The organism is Nocardioides sp. QY071, assembly GCF_029961765.1.
In the GTDB taxonomy this organism is placed as follows: Bacteria; Actinomycetota; Actinomycetes; order Propionibacteriales; family Nocardioidaceae; genus Nocardioides.
Window position 1 is genome coordinate 3,676,863 of sequence record NZ_CP124681.1, and the last position, 15,652, is coordinate 3,692,514.

Below are 15,652 nucleotides of genomic sequence, written 5' to 3' on the forward strand. Positions count from 1 at the left end.
GGCCGACCGGCCCGCGCCTGTCGGGGACCGTTGCGCAGCCTGCCATGAAAACTCCGTGGGATCAATATCCGAGATATCGTGTACCGTATGTCTGGTTCACCACGGCGACGAGAAGAGGCACCGGTGCAGCGCGACGAGAGCCACGACCAGACCCCTCCGCCCGGATTCCTGGACGGGGTACGCGTGCTCGAGATCGGCGGCGAGCTGGGCGAGTACTGCGGCAAGGTGCTCGCCGGGCTGGGCGCCGACGTGGTCCGCGTCGAGCAGCCCGGCGGCGACGCGACCCGGTCCTTCGGGCCCTTCCTCGACGACGAGCCCCACCCCGACCGCTCGCTCTACTTCTGGCACTACAACTTCGCCAAGCGCTCGATCACGGTCGACCTCGACGCGCCCTCGGGCCAGGACCGGCTGCGCCGCCTGGCCGCGGTCGCGGACGTCGTGCTCGACAGCCGGCCCCGCGGCCACCTCGCCGAGCGCGGCCTCGGGCACGACCGGCTGTCGGCACTGAACCCGGGCCTGATCACCTCGCGGATCAGCCCGTTCGGCGACACCGGACCATGGGCCGACCACCTCGGCAGCGACCTGGTCCACTTGGCCCTGGGCGGGGTGATGATGAACTGCGGCTACGACCCGGACCCGGCCGGTCGCTACGAGACACCACCGGTGGCGCCGCAGATGTGGCAGGCCTACCAGATCACCGGCGAGATGGCGGCGATGGCGGTGATCGCCGCCCTCGTGCACCGCCTCGGGACGGGCACGGGCCAGCAGCTGTCCACGAGCGTGCACCAGGCCGTCAGCCAGAACACCGAGACCGACGTGCCCGACTGGGTCTACCTGGCCCAGACCCACTACCGGCTGACCTGCCGGCACTCGACCACCACCAGCCGCAGCCCCGCCCTGTCGGCCACCAAGGACGGCCGGTACCTGCTGCCCTACCGGACCTACGTCCGCACCCAGAACGACGAGTGGGACAGCACGGTCACCCTGCTGCGGCGCTACGGGATGCACGAGGACCTCGACGACCCCCGCTACGCGACGCCCTACCGCGACACCGACGAGGCGCGCGGCCACCTGGCCACCCTGGTCGACCGGCTGGTCGGCCGGCTGATGTACGACCGCGATCTGTGGCGCGAGGCCCAGGAGCTCGACATGCCCTGGACGCCGATCCGCCGGCCCGAGGAGAACGCTACCGACGAGCACTGGCTCCAGCGCGGCGCGTTCTTCGACGTCCACCATCCCGAGCTCGACCGGACCTTCACCTACGTCGGTGGCAAGTGGGTCACCGAGGGACTGCCGTGGCGGCGCGGCCCCCGCCCTCCCCTGGTCGGCGAGCACGACGGCGTCGTCGACCAGGAATGGCTCGCCACGCCGCGTCCCGCGACCCGGACCTCGCCGCGCCGCCCCCGGGCCGCGGCGGCCCCCGACCGCACCAGCGCCCTCGGCACGCCGTTCGCGCTGGACGGCGTCCGGGTCGTCGACCTGAGCTGGATGCTCGCCAGCGCCGGCGCCGGTCGCTTCCTGAGCGCGCTGGGCGCCGACGTGATCAAGGTCGAGCACCTCAGCCGCCCGGACCGGATGAGGTTCAGCCCGCTCGGCGCCTGCCCTCCGGGAGGACGCGCCGAGCGCGATGCGGCGAGCGGCCCGCTGCCCACGCCCGACACCGGCGGGATCAGCGGCGACCCGAACCGCAGCGGCTCCTTCATGGAGATCAACGCCGGCAAGCGCGCGCTCTCCCTCAACCTCAAGCACCCCGAGTCACGCGAGATCCTCGAGCGGATGATCGCCGACGCCGACCTGGTCGTCGAGGGCTTCTCGCCGGGGACCATGAAGCGGATGGGCCTGGGCTACGACCGGCTGCGCGAGCTCAAGAGCGACATCATCTACGTCCAGCAGAGCGGTCTCGGCGAGCTCGGCACCTACGGCCGGGCCCGCACCTTCGGCCCGAGCGCCCAGGCGATCTCCGGGATCAGCGACATGTCCGGCCTGCCCGCGCCCTTCCCACCTGCGGGGATCGGCTACTCCTACCTGGACTGGTTCGGCGCCTACAACATGGCCACCGCGATGCTCGCCGCCCTCCACCGCCGCGAGGTCACCGGGCTCGGCTGCCACATCGACGCCTCGCAGGGCGAGACCGGTCTCTACCTCACCGGCACGTCGGTGCTCGACCACAGCGCCAACGGCCGGCACTGGGAGCGCTACGGCAACCGGTCGCCGTACCGGCCCGCGGCACCGAGCGGCGCCTATCCCGCCGAGGGCGAGGACCGCTGGATCGCGGTGTCGAGCTTCGACGAGGAACAGTGGCAGGCATTGGCCGAGGCGCTCGGCATCGAGCGCGCCGCCCAGGACCCCCGCTTCGCCACGCTCGCGGCCCGGCTCGAACACCAAGACGAGCTCGACGCGCTCATCGGCGAGGCCACCCGTTCGTGGGACCCGTTCGCGCTGATGGAGAAGCTGCAGGCGCGAGGCGTTCCGGCAGGCGTGTGCCAGAACGCCGAGGACCGCGTCGAGCACGACCCCCAGCTCGCCCACCTGGGCTGGATGGTCGAGCTGGAGCAGGCCGATCTCGGCCGCTGGCCGGTCAAGGAGCTGCCGACGACCTTCTCCGCGACCCCGCCCTACATCGGCGGGCCCTGGGACCGGTCGGGGCCGAGCTACGGCCAGGACACCGACCAGGTGCTGGCCGAGCTGCTGGGCCTCGATGACGCCACCGTCGCCCGGCTGCGCAGCGAGGGTGCGCTGTGACCCGCTGGGGGCGGGCCGCCCTGCCCGACGGGAGCATCGCCGCCGGCCTCGTCGAGGACGAGGCGTTCGTCTCGGTCCACGGCGACCCGTTCGCCGAGCACCGGCGCGCGAAGACCTACACCCTCGACGAGGTCACCCTGCTCAGCCCGAGCGAGCCGCGCACCATCCTGTTGATGTGGCGCGCCTTCGTGAAGCCCGGCGACCCGCCGGTCGACTATCCGCCGTACCTGGCCGCCAAGGCGTTCGGCGTCCCGCCCGGCGGCCCCGACAGCCCGATCGTGGTGCCCGAGCTCGTTGGCGGCCCGCTGGCTGCCGAGGCCGAGCTGGCCGTCGTCATCGGCCGTCGCGCCACCGGTCTTGCCCCGGAGCAGGCCTGGGACGCCATCGCCGGCTTCACGGTGATGAACGACGTCACCTCCCCCGCGCTGATCCACCCCGCGGGCACGTGGCCCGACGAGCTGCCCCGGCTGGTCAGCGGAGCCGTGCTCGCCAAGAGCTTCGACGGCTTCGCCCCCTTCGGCCCGTGGATCGAGACCGGCATCGACGACACCGCGATCCGCGACGGCCTGGCCATCACCACCCGCGTCAACGGGGTCGAGCAGATGCGCGGCACCACCCGTGACTTCAAGTTCCCCGTCGCCGAGGTGGTCAGCCACGCGTCCCGCGTGCTGACCCTGCACCCCGGCGACGTGATCACCCTCGGCACGCCCGGCATCGTCCTTGTCGACGACGGCGACGTGGTCGAGTGTGAGGTCGAGGGCGTCGGGACCCTTCGCAACGCCGTGACCACAGCAACCCACCAGACCAGCAGGAGCCACCGATGACCAACGACGCACCCTTCCTCGTGACCGGCGCGACCGGACGCCAGGGCGGCGGCACCGCCCGCGCCCTGCTCGCCGCCGGCGTCCCCGTGCGGGCCCTGGTCCGCGACCCCGCGGCGCCTCGGGCCGTCGCGCTGGAGCAGGCCGGCGCCGAGCTGTTCCGGGGCGACCTGCGCGACCGAGCCTCCCTCGAGGCCGCCAGCCGTGGCGTCCGCGGCGTCTTCTCGATCCAGACCCCGCTCGACCTGTCGATCGGGGCGATCGACTTCGCCTCCGAGCTGACCCAGGGCACCCAGCTGGTCGAGGCGGCCCGGAGCAACGACGTGACCCGGTTCGTGCACACCTCGGTCTCCGGGGCCGGCGCCTGGCACCGCAACGCGCCCGGCTGGGACGAGGGCCGCTGGTCGACCGGCGACTACTTCGAGACCAAGGCAGCGATCCAGGACCTGGTCGCCGGCGCCGGCTTCGAGGCATGGACCATCATCAAGCCGCCGACCTTCATGGATCACCCGCTGTTCGACCGCTCGTCGGTCGTCGACGGCCGGCTCGTCACCGTGATCGCCGCCGACACCGAGGTGCCGCTGATCGCGCCGGAGGACATCGGCGCCGCCGCCGCCGCGGCGCTGCTCGACCCCGCCACCTTCCACGGGATCGAGCTGGACCTGGCGGGCGACGTGCTGAGCGTCGGCGAGATCGCGGCGGTCCTCTCCACCGCCTGGCAGGAGCCGATCGTGCCGGACATCCTGACGCCCGAGCAGGCGGTCGCCGCCGGCATCCCCCAACCCGTCGTCGAGGCGCAGGAGTGGTTCAACGTCGTCGGCTCGCCGGCCCGCCCCGAGCAGGCCCGCTCCCTGGGCCTGCGGCCGATCACCTTCGAGGAGTGGGCCCTTGCGACCTACCGCGACTGAGCTCCCCGCCGTCGACGACCCGGTCTCCTCGGCGTACCTGACCGAGGTCCTCGACCTGGTCGCCGCCGGCCACGACCTCGACGTGATCGACGACCTGCTGACCGGATCGGCCGGCTTCACGCTCGGCCCGTCGGCGCTGCTGGCCCCCTCGGGCGCCGACGACGCGCCCCGCGCGGCACCGCGCCCGTGGCCCGCCTGTCGGCCGCCGCTGGAGGTCGTCGACCACGGCGCGGGCGCGCTGCGCGACCTGCTCGCCGCCGCAGATGTCCCCGTGCTCGCCTCCCACCGCCACCACGGGGTGGTCGAGCTGCCTCACCGCGGCACCCTCACCCGGACCTCCGGCGCCACCGCGCTCGAGCTCGGTACGACGTGGGGCCCCGACGTGGTGGTCCTCGACCTCCTCCCCGACCACCGGGCGGCGCGCTGCGTCGCGCTCGCGGCACATCCCGACTGCTCTCCCGCCGCGCTCGACAGTGCCGTGGGCCTGCTGCAGGCCGCCGGGCTGGAGGTGCACCTCGTTCCCGACACACCGGGCCTGGTCACCGGCCGGATCCTGGCCACCGTGCTCAACACCGCCGCAGAGCTGGTCGACGGAGCCGGACGGGACCCGGCCGAGGTCGACGCCCGGTTCCGGGACCGCGCACGCAGCACCGCAGCACCGTCCGTGTGGCTCGACCAGGTCGGCGCGGCCGCCGCCCTCGACCTGCTCGCGGGCCTGGAGCGGTGGTACGGCCCGCGCGCCACCCGACCGACCCCCGCCCTGCGCCGCAGCGCCCTGCGGGCGAGCACCGCCCGGCCGGTCCTGGTGCCCTGATGCCACTGGACGGCAAGGTGGCCATGGTCTCCGGCGCCGCGCGCGGGATCGGCGCCGCGATCGCGGAGCGCCTCGTGGCGGAGGGCGCGCACGTCGTCGTCCTCGACCGCGAGGTCGCAGCCGGCCGGGCGACCGCACGACGCCTCGGACGCGCCGACTTCCGCGAGGTCGACGTGTCCCGCGCGGACGAGGTCCGCGCCGCCGTCGAGGCGACCGTCGCCGAGCTCGGCGGGGTGCAGATCCTGGTCAACAACGCCGGCATCGCCAACAACACGACCTTCCTCGAGGTGAGCGAGGAGGAGTTCGAACGGGTCGTGGCGGTCAACCTCACCTCCCAGTTCCTGCTGGGCCAGGCCGTCGCGCGGCACATGGTCGAGCGCGGCGAGGGCGGGGCGATCGTCAACATCAGCTCGGTGACCGCCCACGGCGGCGTCGCGACCCAGGCCGCCTACGCCTCCGCGAAGGGCGGCGTCGAGTCGCTGACCCGGGTGATGGCCGTCGCGCTCGCCCACGAGGGGATCCGGGTCAACGCCGTGGCCCCGGGCAGCACCGCGACCCCGATGGTCGCCGACTTCTTCGCCCAGAAGCCCGAGCTGCGCACCATGATGCTCTCGCGGATCCCGCTGCGCCGACTGGCCGAGCCCGACGAGCTGGCGTCCGTGGTGGCCTTCCTCGCCAGCGAGGACGCGTCGTACCTCACCGGACAGGTGCTGATCGTCGACGGAGGGCGCCGGGCCCTCAACTACACCGTGCCCGTCGACGACGAAGCGGGCGAGCGGTGACCTGCACCGCTCGCCCGCTCCGGGCTCGATCTCAGCCGTCGTGTTCGGGAGCCTGCCGCGCCAGGAACAGCTCGAGGTCGCGGATCGCCCGGCGCGCCTCGACCCGCACGTTCATCGAACGCTGCACCTCGGCGATCGGCGCCGACGCGCCGATCACGTAGCCGCCCGGCCCACAGCTCAGCCCACTCACCGCGATGTCGCGGAAGACGTTGTCGAGCCCGTTGCCGACGATCCTCTTGAAGGCCAGCCACGTCACACCGGTTCCCGTCCTCGTCGTCACAGCAGTCCACTCCCCTCGGCGGCCGCGATCGCGGCCTCGTCCCCGAGATAGCTCGCCTCGAGCAGCTCGGCGTCGCGGCGCAGCTCGATGGCAGTGCCCTGGGCCACGACCTCGCCGTGGGCCAGCACGATCCCGCGGTCCGCGATCTGCAGCGCGGCCCGGACGTGCTGCTCGACGAGGAGGACCCCCACACCGCGCTCGTCCGCAATGGTCCGCACGATCGGGAGCAGCTGCTCCACGATGATCGGCGCCAGACCGAGGCTCATCTCGTCGAGCATGATCAGCCGCGGGTCCGCGACGAGCGCTCCGGCGACGGCGAGCATCTGCTGCTCACCCCCGGACAGCAGGCCCGCCTTGCGCCGCAGCAGCCCGTTGAGGGCCGGGAAGTAGTCCAGCACGTCGCGGATCTCGACCGTGGAACGGCGATGACGCCGAAGGCGGAGGTTGTCGGCCACCGAGAGCCGGTAGAAGAGGCCGCGCCCCTCGGGCACGACACTCACCCCCCGGCGCGCGACCTGGTAAGGCCGCCGGCCGCGGACCGGCTCCCCCATCACGCTCAGCGTCCCGCCGAGCACCGCCTGGGCGCCGGCGAGCGTCTGCAGCAGTGTGCTCTTCCCGGCGCCGTTGGCGCCGAGCACACACACCACCTCCCCCGCTTCGAGGGTCAGGTCCACGTCGCGGACCACGGCCAGCCGGCCGTATCCGCAGCGCAGCTCGCGGGCGTCGATCAGCGCAGTCAAGAGGTCACTCCCTGGGTCGGAACGAGCGGGCGGTCACCGGGCGACACCGCGTCGGCAGGGGCGTCGTCGCCGGGGTCGCCGTCGGCCGCACCGAGATAGGACGCGATCACCCGCGGGTCGCGGCGCACCTCCTCCGGCGTGCCCTCGGCGATGAGCTGGCCGAACTCCACGACGTAGATGCGGTCGCACACACCCATCACCAGGTGCATGTCGTGGTCGATCAGCAGGCAGCCGACGCCGCTGGCCGCGATGTCGCGCACCTGCTCGCCGAACGCCAGGCTCTCGACGCTGTCGAGACCGGCCGCCGGCTCGTCGAGCAGCAGTGCGGCCGGCTGCAGGGCCAGCGCCCGGGCGACACCGAGCGCCTTCTGCCGGCCGAGCGGGAGCTCGGCCGGCGTCCGTGCGGCCACGTCCTGCAGGCCCATCAGCTCGATCGACGCGCGCACGCTGTCCGAGGTCGGCCCGTTGGGCCGGAAGAAGTCCCGGCCGAGCTTGAGCAGGTCGTTGCCGATGTCGTCGGCGACCCGCACGTTGCTCTCGACCGAGAGGTCGTTGAAGAGCTCGCCGGCCTGCCACGTGCGCACCAGCCCACGCCGCGCCCGCGCGTGCGGGCTCAGCCCGGCCACGTCGGCGTCGCGCAGCGTGACCGTGCCCTGCGCCGGCGTGAAGCCGGTGATCGCGTCCACGAAGCTGGTCTTGCCGGCGCCGTTGGGCCCGATCAGGCCCACGATCTCCCCGGCACGCACCGAGAGGTGGACGCCGTCGACGGCCACGAGGCCGCCGTAGACCACCTTGACGTCGCGGGCGTCGAGGACGACGTCACCGATCTCCCGCGGCGCGCGGTTCGCGGGCCGCGGCTCGGTGTCCTGAGCTCCGGCGGCGACCGGCGTACCGGTGGGGTCGGTGTCGCGACCACGGCGGCGCCGGATCATCGCGCCGAGCGCCCGGAGGTCGGACTGCATCTTGCCGACCAGTCCGACCGGGTTGAGCAGAACGGTCAGGATCAACGAGATGCCGGTCAGCAGCGTGTAGTAGGGGCCGACATGCAGGTGCTCGTCGAAGAACACGAAGGCGATGCCGAGGACCGCGCTGGCACCGGCGACCGCGGCGCCGCTGACGCTGGTGATGCCGCACAGGTAGGCGATCGCCAGCAGCGAGAGCCCGACGAACACGCCGAACGACGCGGGGCTGAGCTGTCCGCGGCTGTAGCCGATCAGCGTCCCGCCCAGTCCGGCCAGGAAGGAGGCCAGCGCGAACGCGGTCAGCTTGATGCCGGCGACGTTGATGCCGATAGCCGACGCGGCCCGCTCGTTAGAGCGGACGGCGAGCATCTTGCGGCCCGAGCCCGAGCGCATCAGGTTGCCGACCAGGACGAACGCGATCATCACGACGACCAGCACCATGATGCCGAACTCGATCCGCGCGATGTCGCGGCCGTCGCGGACGGCCAGGTCGATCCCCAGGAACGACGGCGACGGGATGATGTTGGCCGTCGAGTCTGCGATCGCCGGGTTGGACAGCACGAACTTCTCGATCGTCAGCCCGGCCGCGAGGGTCACCACGGCGAGCTGGGCGCCCCGGATCCTCAGCGCCGGCAGGCCGACCACGACACCGAGACACGCCGCCAGTGCCGCGGCGACCAACATCGAGATCGGGAACGGCAGGTCGGTCCCGATCTTGGAGAGGAACAGTCCCGCGGTCCCCGCGAAGGCCGCCTGGGCCAGCGAGATCTGCCCGACCATGCCGGTCAGCACCACGAGCGACAGCGCGATCAGCGACATCGCGAGGCTGGTGATCAGGCCGAACCGGTAGGAGCCGTTCAGCGCGAGCAGCAGGACCAGGCCGGCGAGGGCGAACGCCGTGACCACGATCGGACGGTTCTTGGGCACGATCACCGGCGGCAGCGAGCTGAGCACCTCGTCGCCGCGGCTCGGGATCGACCGGCCGAAGAGCGCCAGCACGATCACGATGACCACAAAGGGCACCACGTTGCCGATGTTCTGCCGGGCGGACTCGGGCCACCAGTCCTTGGTGCTCGAGAGGAACTGCAGCTCGGCCTGCGCCACACCCAGGCCGAACGCGCCGACCAGGCCCCACCACAGCGAGCGGAGCCGGGCGATCAGTGCCGCCGCCAGCGCCGGGACCACCAGCAGGGACAGGATGTCGGGGGTCAGCACGCCCGTGGCGGGCCCGGCCATGATCATCACCAGTGCGGTGACGACCGAGGCGAGGACCCAGGTGAGCATGCCGAGGTTGGCGGTCGAGAGCCGGGCGAACGCCGCGGCCCGCTCGTTCTCCGCGGCCGCCTGGATCGACAGCCCGGTCCGGGAGAAGCGCGACCAGGTCGCCAGCCCGATCCCCAGCACGGCCACGAGGGCGATCAGCCAGATCCGGTCGGTCGGGACGCTCGCGCCGCCGATGTCGACGACCCCGGTGGGGAGCAGCGGCGTCCGCACCCGGGCGTCGGTGCCGTAGGTCAGGCCTACCGCGGCCTGCAGGGTGAGCATCACGCCGATGGCGGCGACGACCTTGGCCAGGACCGGAGCGTGGCGGAGCGGGCGCGAGACGCACAGCTCCACCAGCGCCCCGATCACGGCCGCGACCATCAAGGCGACCACCACGCAGACCCAGGTCGCGGGTGGCTGGTCCAGCTCGAAGGACGGCATCCAGGGAATCGGGAGGGTGAGCTTCCCTCGGGTCAGGTCGTCGAAGACGTAGAGCGGCACGGTCGCCATCGCGGCGACCGCGAAGTTGATCACTCCGGCGCCCTGGTACGTCACCACGACCCCGAGGGTCAGCGCCGCATAGACGGCGCCGACACTCAGGCCGAGGACGAGGAAGAGTACGTACTCAGTCACAGTTGTTCCCTCTCGGTCCGGATGGTCCCCGGATGGTCGAGCTCAGGTCAGTCGAGGGCGCTCGCGACGTCGACGGGCTGGTCGGGCAGGACCTCGTTCTTGCCGGCGGCGTTGACCTCGGTGAACACGAACCCACCGCTGCAGGCGGTGGTGCCCGGCCAGGTCGGGGTCGCGCAGTCGTAGCCCACCTCGCGGAAGAACAGGTCGCCGGTGGCCGTCGCCGCGGTGGCCTTGACCGAGCTCGCCGTCACCTCGCCCTTGACCTGGGCGAGCAGGCTGTAGGCGAACATCGCCGTGTGGAAGCCCTGGATCGACTGGTTCTGGTTGGACACGTCGTCATCTGCGGAGTAGCGCTTGTAGACGTCCAGGTCGTCCTTCGAGGCGGCCGGGATCGGGTCCATCGTGGGGTTGTAGAGGGAGTTGGCCACGATGACGTCCTTGAGGCTCGACGGGTCGAGCTTGTCCGCGAGGACGGCGCACGAGCCGGCGTGGATCGTGCCGGTGAACCCGAGTGAGCGGAACGCCGGGACCGCCGCGAGACAGTCCGCGTCGACGCCCCAGAAGGTGATCGCGTCGGCCTTGGAGGCCAGCACGGTCGCGCCGAAGGACGTCCAGTCGGTCGGGCTGGGGTAGAAGAACGGCTCGATCTCGATGCCGAGCTCGGCGCCGGTCGGCTTGACGACCTCGTCCATCACGGTGTGGTTGGGCGGCACGTCGGCGAGCACGACGGCGATCGACTTCGCGCCCATGTTCTTCAGCTGTACGAGTCCGGCCGCGTAGCCCTCCTCGTTGGACGCCATCGAGATGAACGCGTCCCCGACGGCGACGTTCTCGGCCGGGCCGTAGGCGAAGGCGCTGACGTCGACGATCCCGGCCTGCTGCAGCACCGGGAGGGCGGCGTCGCCCGCGAAGTCGACGCCCTGGACGGCCATCACGACGTCGTCCGAGACGAACTTGTTGGCGCAGTTGACCGACGACTCCGGCGTGACGTCGGTCTTGCAGACGACCGCCTCCAGCGGGTGTCCGTTGACCCCGCCCAGCTCTCGGTTGACGTAGTCGACAGCGCTCTCGAAGCCCTTGCGCATGTCGGTGAGGGAGAACTGGCCGCCCTCGAGGTTGTGGAACCCGATCTTCACCGGGGCCAGGCTGGGGTCGGCGGACTTCGCGTCGGCCGGGACCGCGGTGCTGACGTCGGTGGCGTCCGAGTCCTTGTCGCTGCTGCCGCAGGCGCTGAGCAGCGCGGCGGTCAGCAGCGCGACGGCTGCGAACCCGTAGGTGGACTTGCGACGGTTCAAGAGAGCTCCTTGGAGGGGGGACCGGTGCCGAGCACGCGATCCGGTTCGGGCGACATTGAGGAGTCCGCGATCGGACGCGGACGGACGCGGGCAGTCACCGAGCAGACCGCTGGGTTCGGGGAGCCGTCGCGCCACTGCGACGGCCCCCGCTCGATCACGTGCCAGAAGTCCGGTTCCCGAACTTTTCGAACGTGATTTGACTCTTGATGTGAGCCACACCATAGGCGAAGTCCCCCCTCACCGAAAGGGCAAATTCAAAGATTGCTCGTATTTTTCCGAGCGCCGCTCAGCCACGGGAGAGCGGCGCCGCCTCGACGTCGACCAGGCCGCTTCCGGCCGCCTCGTAGTTCACGTACGGGTTGAGCACGCCGTGACGCGCCCCGGTGTTCGCGTCGCGCCAGATCCGGCCGAGCGCGCTGGAGTGGGCGAAGGCGCTCGCGCCGCCGAGATACATCAGGTCGTCCATCGCCGTGGTCACCATCCGCGCCGCGTGGGCGACATTGGCGGCCAGGCGGCTCAGGTCGGCCGGCGCAGGCAGCACAGCCGCCTCCGCCGCCTCGTCGACGGCCCGCGCGGTCTCCGCGACATGCAGCCGGGCGGTCTCGACCCGCAGCCGCGCCTCCCCCAGCGCGTGCCGGAAGGTCTCCGACTCGACCTGCGTCGGGCGCTTGCTCATCACGACGTACTTGGTCCGCGCCTGCGCCGCCACCGCCGCGCACGCCGCCTCTCCGAGGCCGACCAGCACGGAGCCGACCAGCACGGCCGACGCCGGCAGCGGCGCGTAGCGCGTGTGGACCGGCGCCGCGGCGTCCGTGCACTGCTCGTTGCCCATCACGCTCGCGAACGGCGCCGTCATCTCCTCCGGCACGAAGAGCCGGTCCGTCACGATGGTGTGGCTCCCCGAGCCACGCATCCCGATGGTGTCCCAGGTCCGCTCGATCTCGACGCTCGAAGTGGGCACGATGACCAGCCGCTCGGCGTTGCCGATCATCGCCCAGTGGTCGTGCAGCACCCCGGACGCGAAGCCCCAGCGCCCGGTGACCTCGTAGCCACCTGCCACCGGCTCGATGACCGCTCCCGGCGCGAGCACCTGCGCGAAACGCGCGCCCGCGTCGGAACCGAAGGTCGCCTGCTGCGCCGCCTCGCCGAACCTGCCGACGTAGGAGTTCGAGCCGTTGACGATCATCACCACCCAGGCCGCGGAGCCGCAATGCCGCGCGACGGCGGCGATCACCTGGCTGGCCGTGCTCACGTCGACACCGAGACCGCCGAAGCGCGCGGGCGTGAGCATCGAGAACAGCCCGGCGCCCGCCAGGGCGTCGACGACCTCGGGCGCGAGCTCGCTGTGCGCCGTGGCATGGGCCGTCCCGGCCGCGATCACGTCGGCGATCTCGTCGACTCGGGACAGCAGCAGGGCGGCATCGCCCTTGCGTCGGACGGGGGGGTGGGCAAGAGCGGTCATCGGAGTCTCCCTAGGACGTCGGCAGGTTCACGTATATGCAGTTCTTGTGACGAGCGTAATGATTTTGATAGGCCGACGGAAGGGATGCATCGCCATGAGAGGCCGCCCAGGATCGCCAGTCTCGCCAATATCGATCTTGTGACGGTCGCAATCGGTGCGCTACACATGGCTCACCACTCCGGCTCGAAAGGACCACCGATGACCCAGCAGCGCAGCGCGAACGAGATCGCCGAGCTCCTCCTCCATCTCGGCTCGGGCGCCGAGGAGGCCGACCCGGCGGCCTTCGACGCCGTCCTCGCCGACGACATCACCTGGGAGCTGATGGGCGGCGAAGGCCTCGACTACGCCCGGACCTACCGCGGCAAGGCCGAGGTCTACAAGGAGTACATGGGCAAGCTGCAGGCGAAGATCGACCACGCCCGCTCCACCACCTCGACGGTCGAGGTGATGGCCGACGACGCCCGCGGCATGGTCGCCGTGCGCAACCACGACGACCTGGCCCTGCACGACGGGGGCCGGCTCGAGGTCGACGTCCTGCTGCTCATGCGAGTCGCGGAGGGCAAGGTCGTCAGCATCCGGGAGTTCATGGACCTGCGCCCGGTCGAGGCGGCCTTCGGCACCAGCCTCGGCTGACCGGCGCGGGCTCGCACGTCGAGCCGGGGATCCCGGGCCCCGACTCGACGCGCGCGCCACTGCTACTTGCCCCAGTCCGCCGGAGCCGGGTTGGTGCCCACCAGCGGGATCAGCTCCTCCTCGAGCACCTCGCGCGGGATGCCCTCGAAGTCGGAGACCTGGAAGCGCTGGAGCAGCTCGTGGGCCTTGACGAACGCCTGCTCGGCGCCCGACGGCGACCACGCGCTCACGAAGATGGTCTCCGCGTCCGTGGGGTTCCAGAAGGTGTGCATCACCCCGCGCGGGATGAAGACGAAGTCCCGCGGCTGGTAGACCTTGCGGGTCCGGTCGCCCAGCATGCCCAGCTCCCCCTGCACGACGTAGAAGAGCTCGTCGTGCCCCGGGTGCCAGTGCGCCGGCGGACCCTCCCCGTTGGGCGCGACGCGGTACTCCATGAAGGAGACCAGCCCGCGCGTGTGGCTGCCGTCGACGAGCACGTTGATCATGTCGCCGTCGGGCGGGGTCGGGATCTCCCCCTCGCCCGGCCCGCGCACCACCACTCCGCCCGACACGTGGTCGTCGAGCCGGAGCCAGCCGTCCTGAAGATCTGTCATGACGCTCCTGTCGATCCGCGCGACACCCTCGGCGCCGCGGCATAGCATCTTGTTTTCGATGGTCGTCCAAACACGATACCTATCTCGCGTCCGATATAACAGTGTTCTTTCGACCGTCACCGATCAACTAGATTACTCGCCATGGTTTGCCCCGCACCCTCGTCGTCCCCCACCGCCGCCCTGCCTGTCACCCTCGCGACCGGCGCCGGCACCCTGCGCGGGCGCCGGGTCGACGGCGTCGACGCCTACCTCGGGGTGCCCTACGCCCGGCCGCCGGTCGGCGAGCTCCGCTTCGCCGCGCCCCGGGGCCGGACAGCGCCGTTCGTCGACCACGACGCGACCCGGCCCTCGCCCGCGGTCCCCCAGCCGCCCAGCCGGCTGGCCGCCCTGATGGGCGACCCCGGCGGCACCCAGGACGAGGCGGGCTCGCTGACCCTCAACGTCTGGGCACCGGTCGGCGCCCGCGACCTGCCCGTGCTCCTGTGGCTGCACGGCGGGGCGCTGCTCAGCGGCTCCGCTTCCTGGCCCTGGTACGACGGCGCCCGGCTCGCCGCCAGCCAGGACGTCGTGGTCGTGACCGCGAGCTACCGCCTCGGCGCGCTCGGTTACCTCGACCTGCGCGGCACCGCCGCGGCCGACGACTCCATCAGTCCCAACAACGGGCTCCTCGACCAGATGACCGCCCTGGAGTGGGTCGTCGACCACATCGCCGACTTCGGCGGCGACCCGGCCCGCATCACCCTGGGCGGCCAATCCTCCGGCGCCGAGTCGGCCGCCCTGCTCGCCGGCTCACCCCGCACCGGCCCCCACGTCCGGCGCCTGCTCCTGCAGAGCGGCGGCGCCCACGGCTGGGTGCAGTCCGAGGAGGCGGCCTCGGCCGTCGCCGAGGAGTACCTGGCCGTGCTGGCCGAACGACACGGAGCCGAGGCCCGCACCGCGGCCGGGCTGCGCTCGCTGCCCACCCGGGCCCTCCTCGACGCTCAGGTGGACCTGCTCGGCCGTCGCGCCGCCCGCCGGCTCACCGACCCGCCGTTCGGGGTGGCCACCGCGAGCGACGTACCGCTGGGCGGGACCCGCTCCTTCCTCGCCGCGCGGCCCGACCTGCCGATCCTGGCGGGCTGGACCCGCGACGAGCTGCTCGGCTTTGTCTCCCTCGACCCGTCGGCGGGAGCGATGACCGAGGAGGTCGCCCTCGGCGCGCTCACCGCCCGCTTCGGCGACCGGGCGGGCGACCTCCTGCGTCACTACCGCGCGGCGCGGCCGGACGCCGGCCCTGCCGCGCTCGTGGCCGCGATCTCGGGCGACGCCGTGATGATGGCGCCCGCGCTCGATCTCGCCCGGAGCCGGGTCGAGGCCGGCGCGCCTGTCTTCCTCTACCGGTTCGACTGGTCGCGCTCCCCTGCCGGCGCCTGCCACTGCGTCGACCTGCCGTTCACCTTCGGCTCGCTCGACGCGTGGCCGGACGCCGCGATGCTCGGACCGGGCGACAGGACGGCGCTCGAGCCCCTCGCCGGCCGCCTGATGGGCGCGGTCGGGTCGTTCGTGCGGTCCGGGCGACCGGCGGCGACCGACGTCGAGCCCGCGTGGCCGGACTGGTCGCGCGACGAGACGGTCGCGCTCCTCGACACCGATGGACCGGCCGTGGCCGCGGGACTGGGACGGGTCGAGCGCGACCTGCTCGCGTCCGCGATGCCGGCATCGTGACCAACGGCTAACCTGCGGGA

At 72.2% G+C, this 15,652-nt stretch carries 13 protein-coding genes; 7 read left to right on the forward strand and 6 right to left on the reverse strand.

The genetic code is table 11. From position 1 onward, the window contains the following. The first annotated feature begins 123 nt into the window (after positions 1–123). Genes QI633_RS17745 through QI633_RS17765 form a run of 5 tightly spaced genes read left to right on the forward strand, consistent with a single transcriptional unit; the run spans position 124 to position 6,067 of the window. Positions 124–2,742 carry a CoA transferase gene (locus QI633_RS17745; protein ID WP_282426542.1) on the forward strand — a complete coding sequence of 873 codons (2,619 nt, stop codon included), beginning with the start codon at positions 124–126 and terminating at the stop codon, positions 2,740–2,742. After that, a complete protein-coding gene (locus tag QI633_RS17750) occupies positions 2,739–3,566 on the forward strand; it encodes a fumarylacetoacetate hydrolase family protein (RefSeq protein ID WP_282426543.1) in 828 nt (275 codons plus the stop codon). Before QI633_RS17745 ends, QI633_RS17750 begins: the two co-directional genes overlap by 4 nt. After that, entirely contained in the window at positions 3,563–4,471 is a 909-nt protein-coding gene (locus QI633_RS17755) for an NmrA family NAD(P)-binding protein (RefSeq protein ID WP_282426544.1), read from the forward strand. The genes QI633_RS17750 and QI633_RS17755 overlap by 4 nt, the downstream gene beginning before the upstream one ends. Then, on the forward strand, positions 4,452–5,285 hold the full coding sequence (locus tag QI633_RS17760) for a 3-hydroxyacyl-CoA dehydrogenase family protein (protein WP_282426545.1): 834 nt from the start codon (positions 4,452–4,454) through the stop codon (positions 5,283–5,285). Before QI633_RS17755 ends, QI633_RS17760 begins: the two co-directional genes overlap by 20 nt. After that, complete coding sequence (locus tag QI633_RS17765; RefSeq protein ID WP_282426546.1) at positions 5,285–6,067, forward strand: SDR family NAD(P)-dependent oxidoreductase; 783 nt, start codon at positions 5,285–5,287, stop codon at positions 6,065–6,067. Before QI633_RS17760 ends, QI633_RS17765 begins: the two co-directional genes overlap by 1 nt. 31 nt (positions 6,068–6,098) lie before the next feature. Here the strand turns inward: QI633_RS17765 and QI633_RS17770 are convergent, their stop codons facing one another. The 5 genes from QI633_RS17770 to QI633_RS17790 form a co-directional block, all read right to left on the reverse strand. Next, positions 6,099–6,323 carry a hypothetical protein gene (locus QI633_RS17770; RefSeq protein ID WP_282426547.1) on the reverse strand — a complete coding sequence of 75 codons (225 nt, stop codon included), beginning with the start codon at positions 6,321–6,323 and terminating at the stop codon, positions 6,099–6,101. A 20-nt stretch (positions 6,324–6,343) separates the two neighbouring features. Beyond that, positions 6,344–7,087: an ABC transporter ATP-binding protein gene (locus QI633_RS17775; protein WP_282426548.1), complete on the reverse strand. Its 744-nt coding sequence runs from the start codon at positions 7,085–7,087 to the stop codon at positions 6,344–6,346. After that, positions 7,084–9,945 (reverse strand): ATP-binding cassette domain-containing protein, encoded by a 2,862-nt coding sequence (locus QI633_RS17780; protein ID WP_282426549.1) that lies wholly within the window; start codon positions 9,943–9,945, stop codon positions 7,084–7,086. The genes QI633_RS17775 and QI633_RS17780 overlap by 4 nt, the downstream gene beginning before the upstream one ends. Before the next feature lie 47 nt (positions 9,946–9,992). Next, on the reverse strand, positions 9,993–11,240 hold the full coding sequence (locus QI633_RS17785) for an ABC transporter substrate-binding protein (protein ID WP_282426550.1): 1,248 nt from the start codon (positions 11,238–11,240) through the stop codon (positions 9,993–9,995). A gap of 286 nt (positions 11,241–11,526) precedes the next feature. Next, positions 11,527–12,702 carry an acyl-CoA dehydrogenase family protein gene (locus QI633_RS17790; protein WP_282426551.1) on the reverse strand — a complete coding sequence of 392 codons (1,176 nt, stop codon included), beginning with the start codon at positions 12,700–12,702 and terminating at the stop codon, positions 11,527–11,529. Positions 12,703–12,900: 198 nt separating this feature from the next. On the opposite strand from QI633_RS17790, the gene QI633_RS17795 reads away from it, so the two are divergent. Then, a complete protein-coding gene (locus tag QI633_RS17795; protein WP_282426552.1) occupies positions 12,901–13,335 on the forward strand; it encodes a nuclear transport factor 2 family protein in 435 nt (144 codons plus the stop codon). A 62-nt stretch (positions 13,336–13,397) separates the two neighbouring features. Here QI633_RS17795 and QI633_RS17800 read toward each other — a convergent pair whose 3' ends face one another. Further along, the gene (locus tag QI633_RS17800; RefSeq protein WP_282426553.1) at positions 13,398–13,928 is read right to left on the reverse strand and encodes a cupin domain-containing protein; all 531 of its coding nucleotides are present in this window, start codon (positions 13,926–13,928) and stop codon (positions 13,398–13,400) included. Between the two features lie 141 nt (positions 13,929–14,069). Here QI633_RS17800 and QI633_RS17805 point away from each other — a divergent pair, with 141 nt between their 5' ends. Beyond that, entirely contained in the window at positions 14,070–15,632 is a 1,563-nt protein-coding gene (locus QI633_RS17805) for a carboxylesterase family protein (RefSeq protein ID WP_282426554.1), read from the forward strand. Positions 15,633–15,652 lie beyond the last annotated feature (20 nt).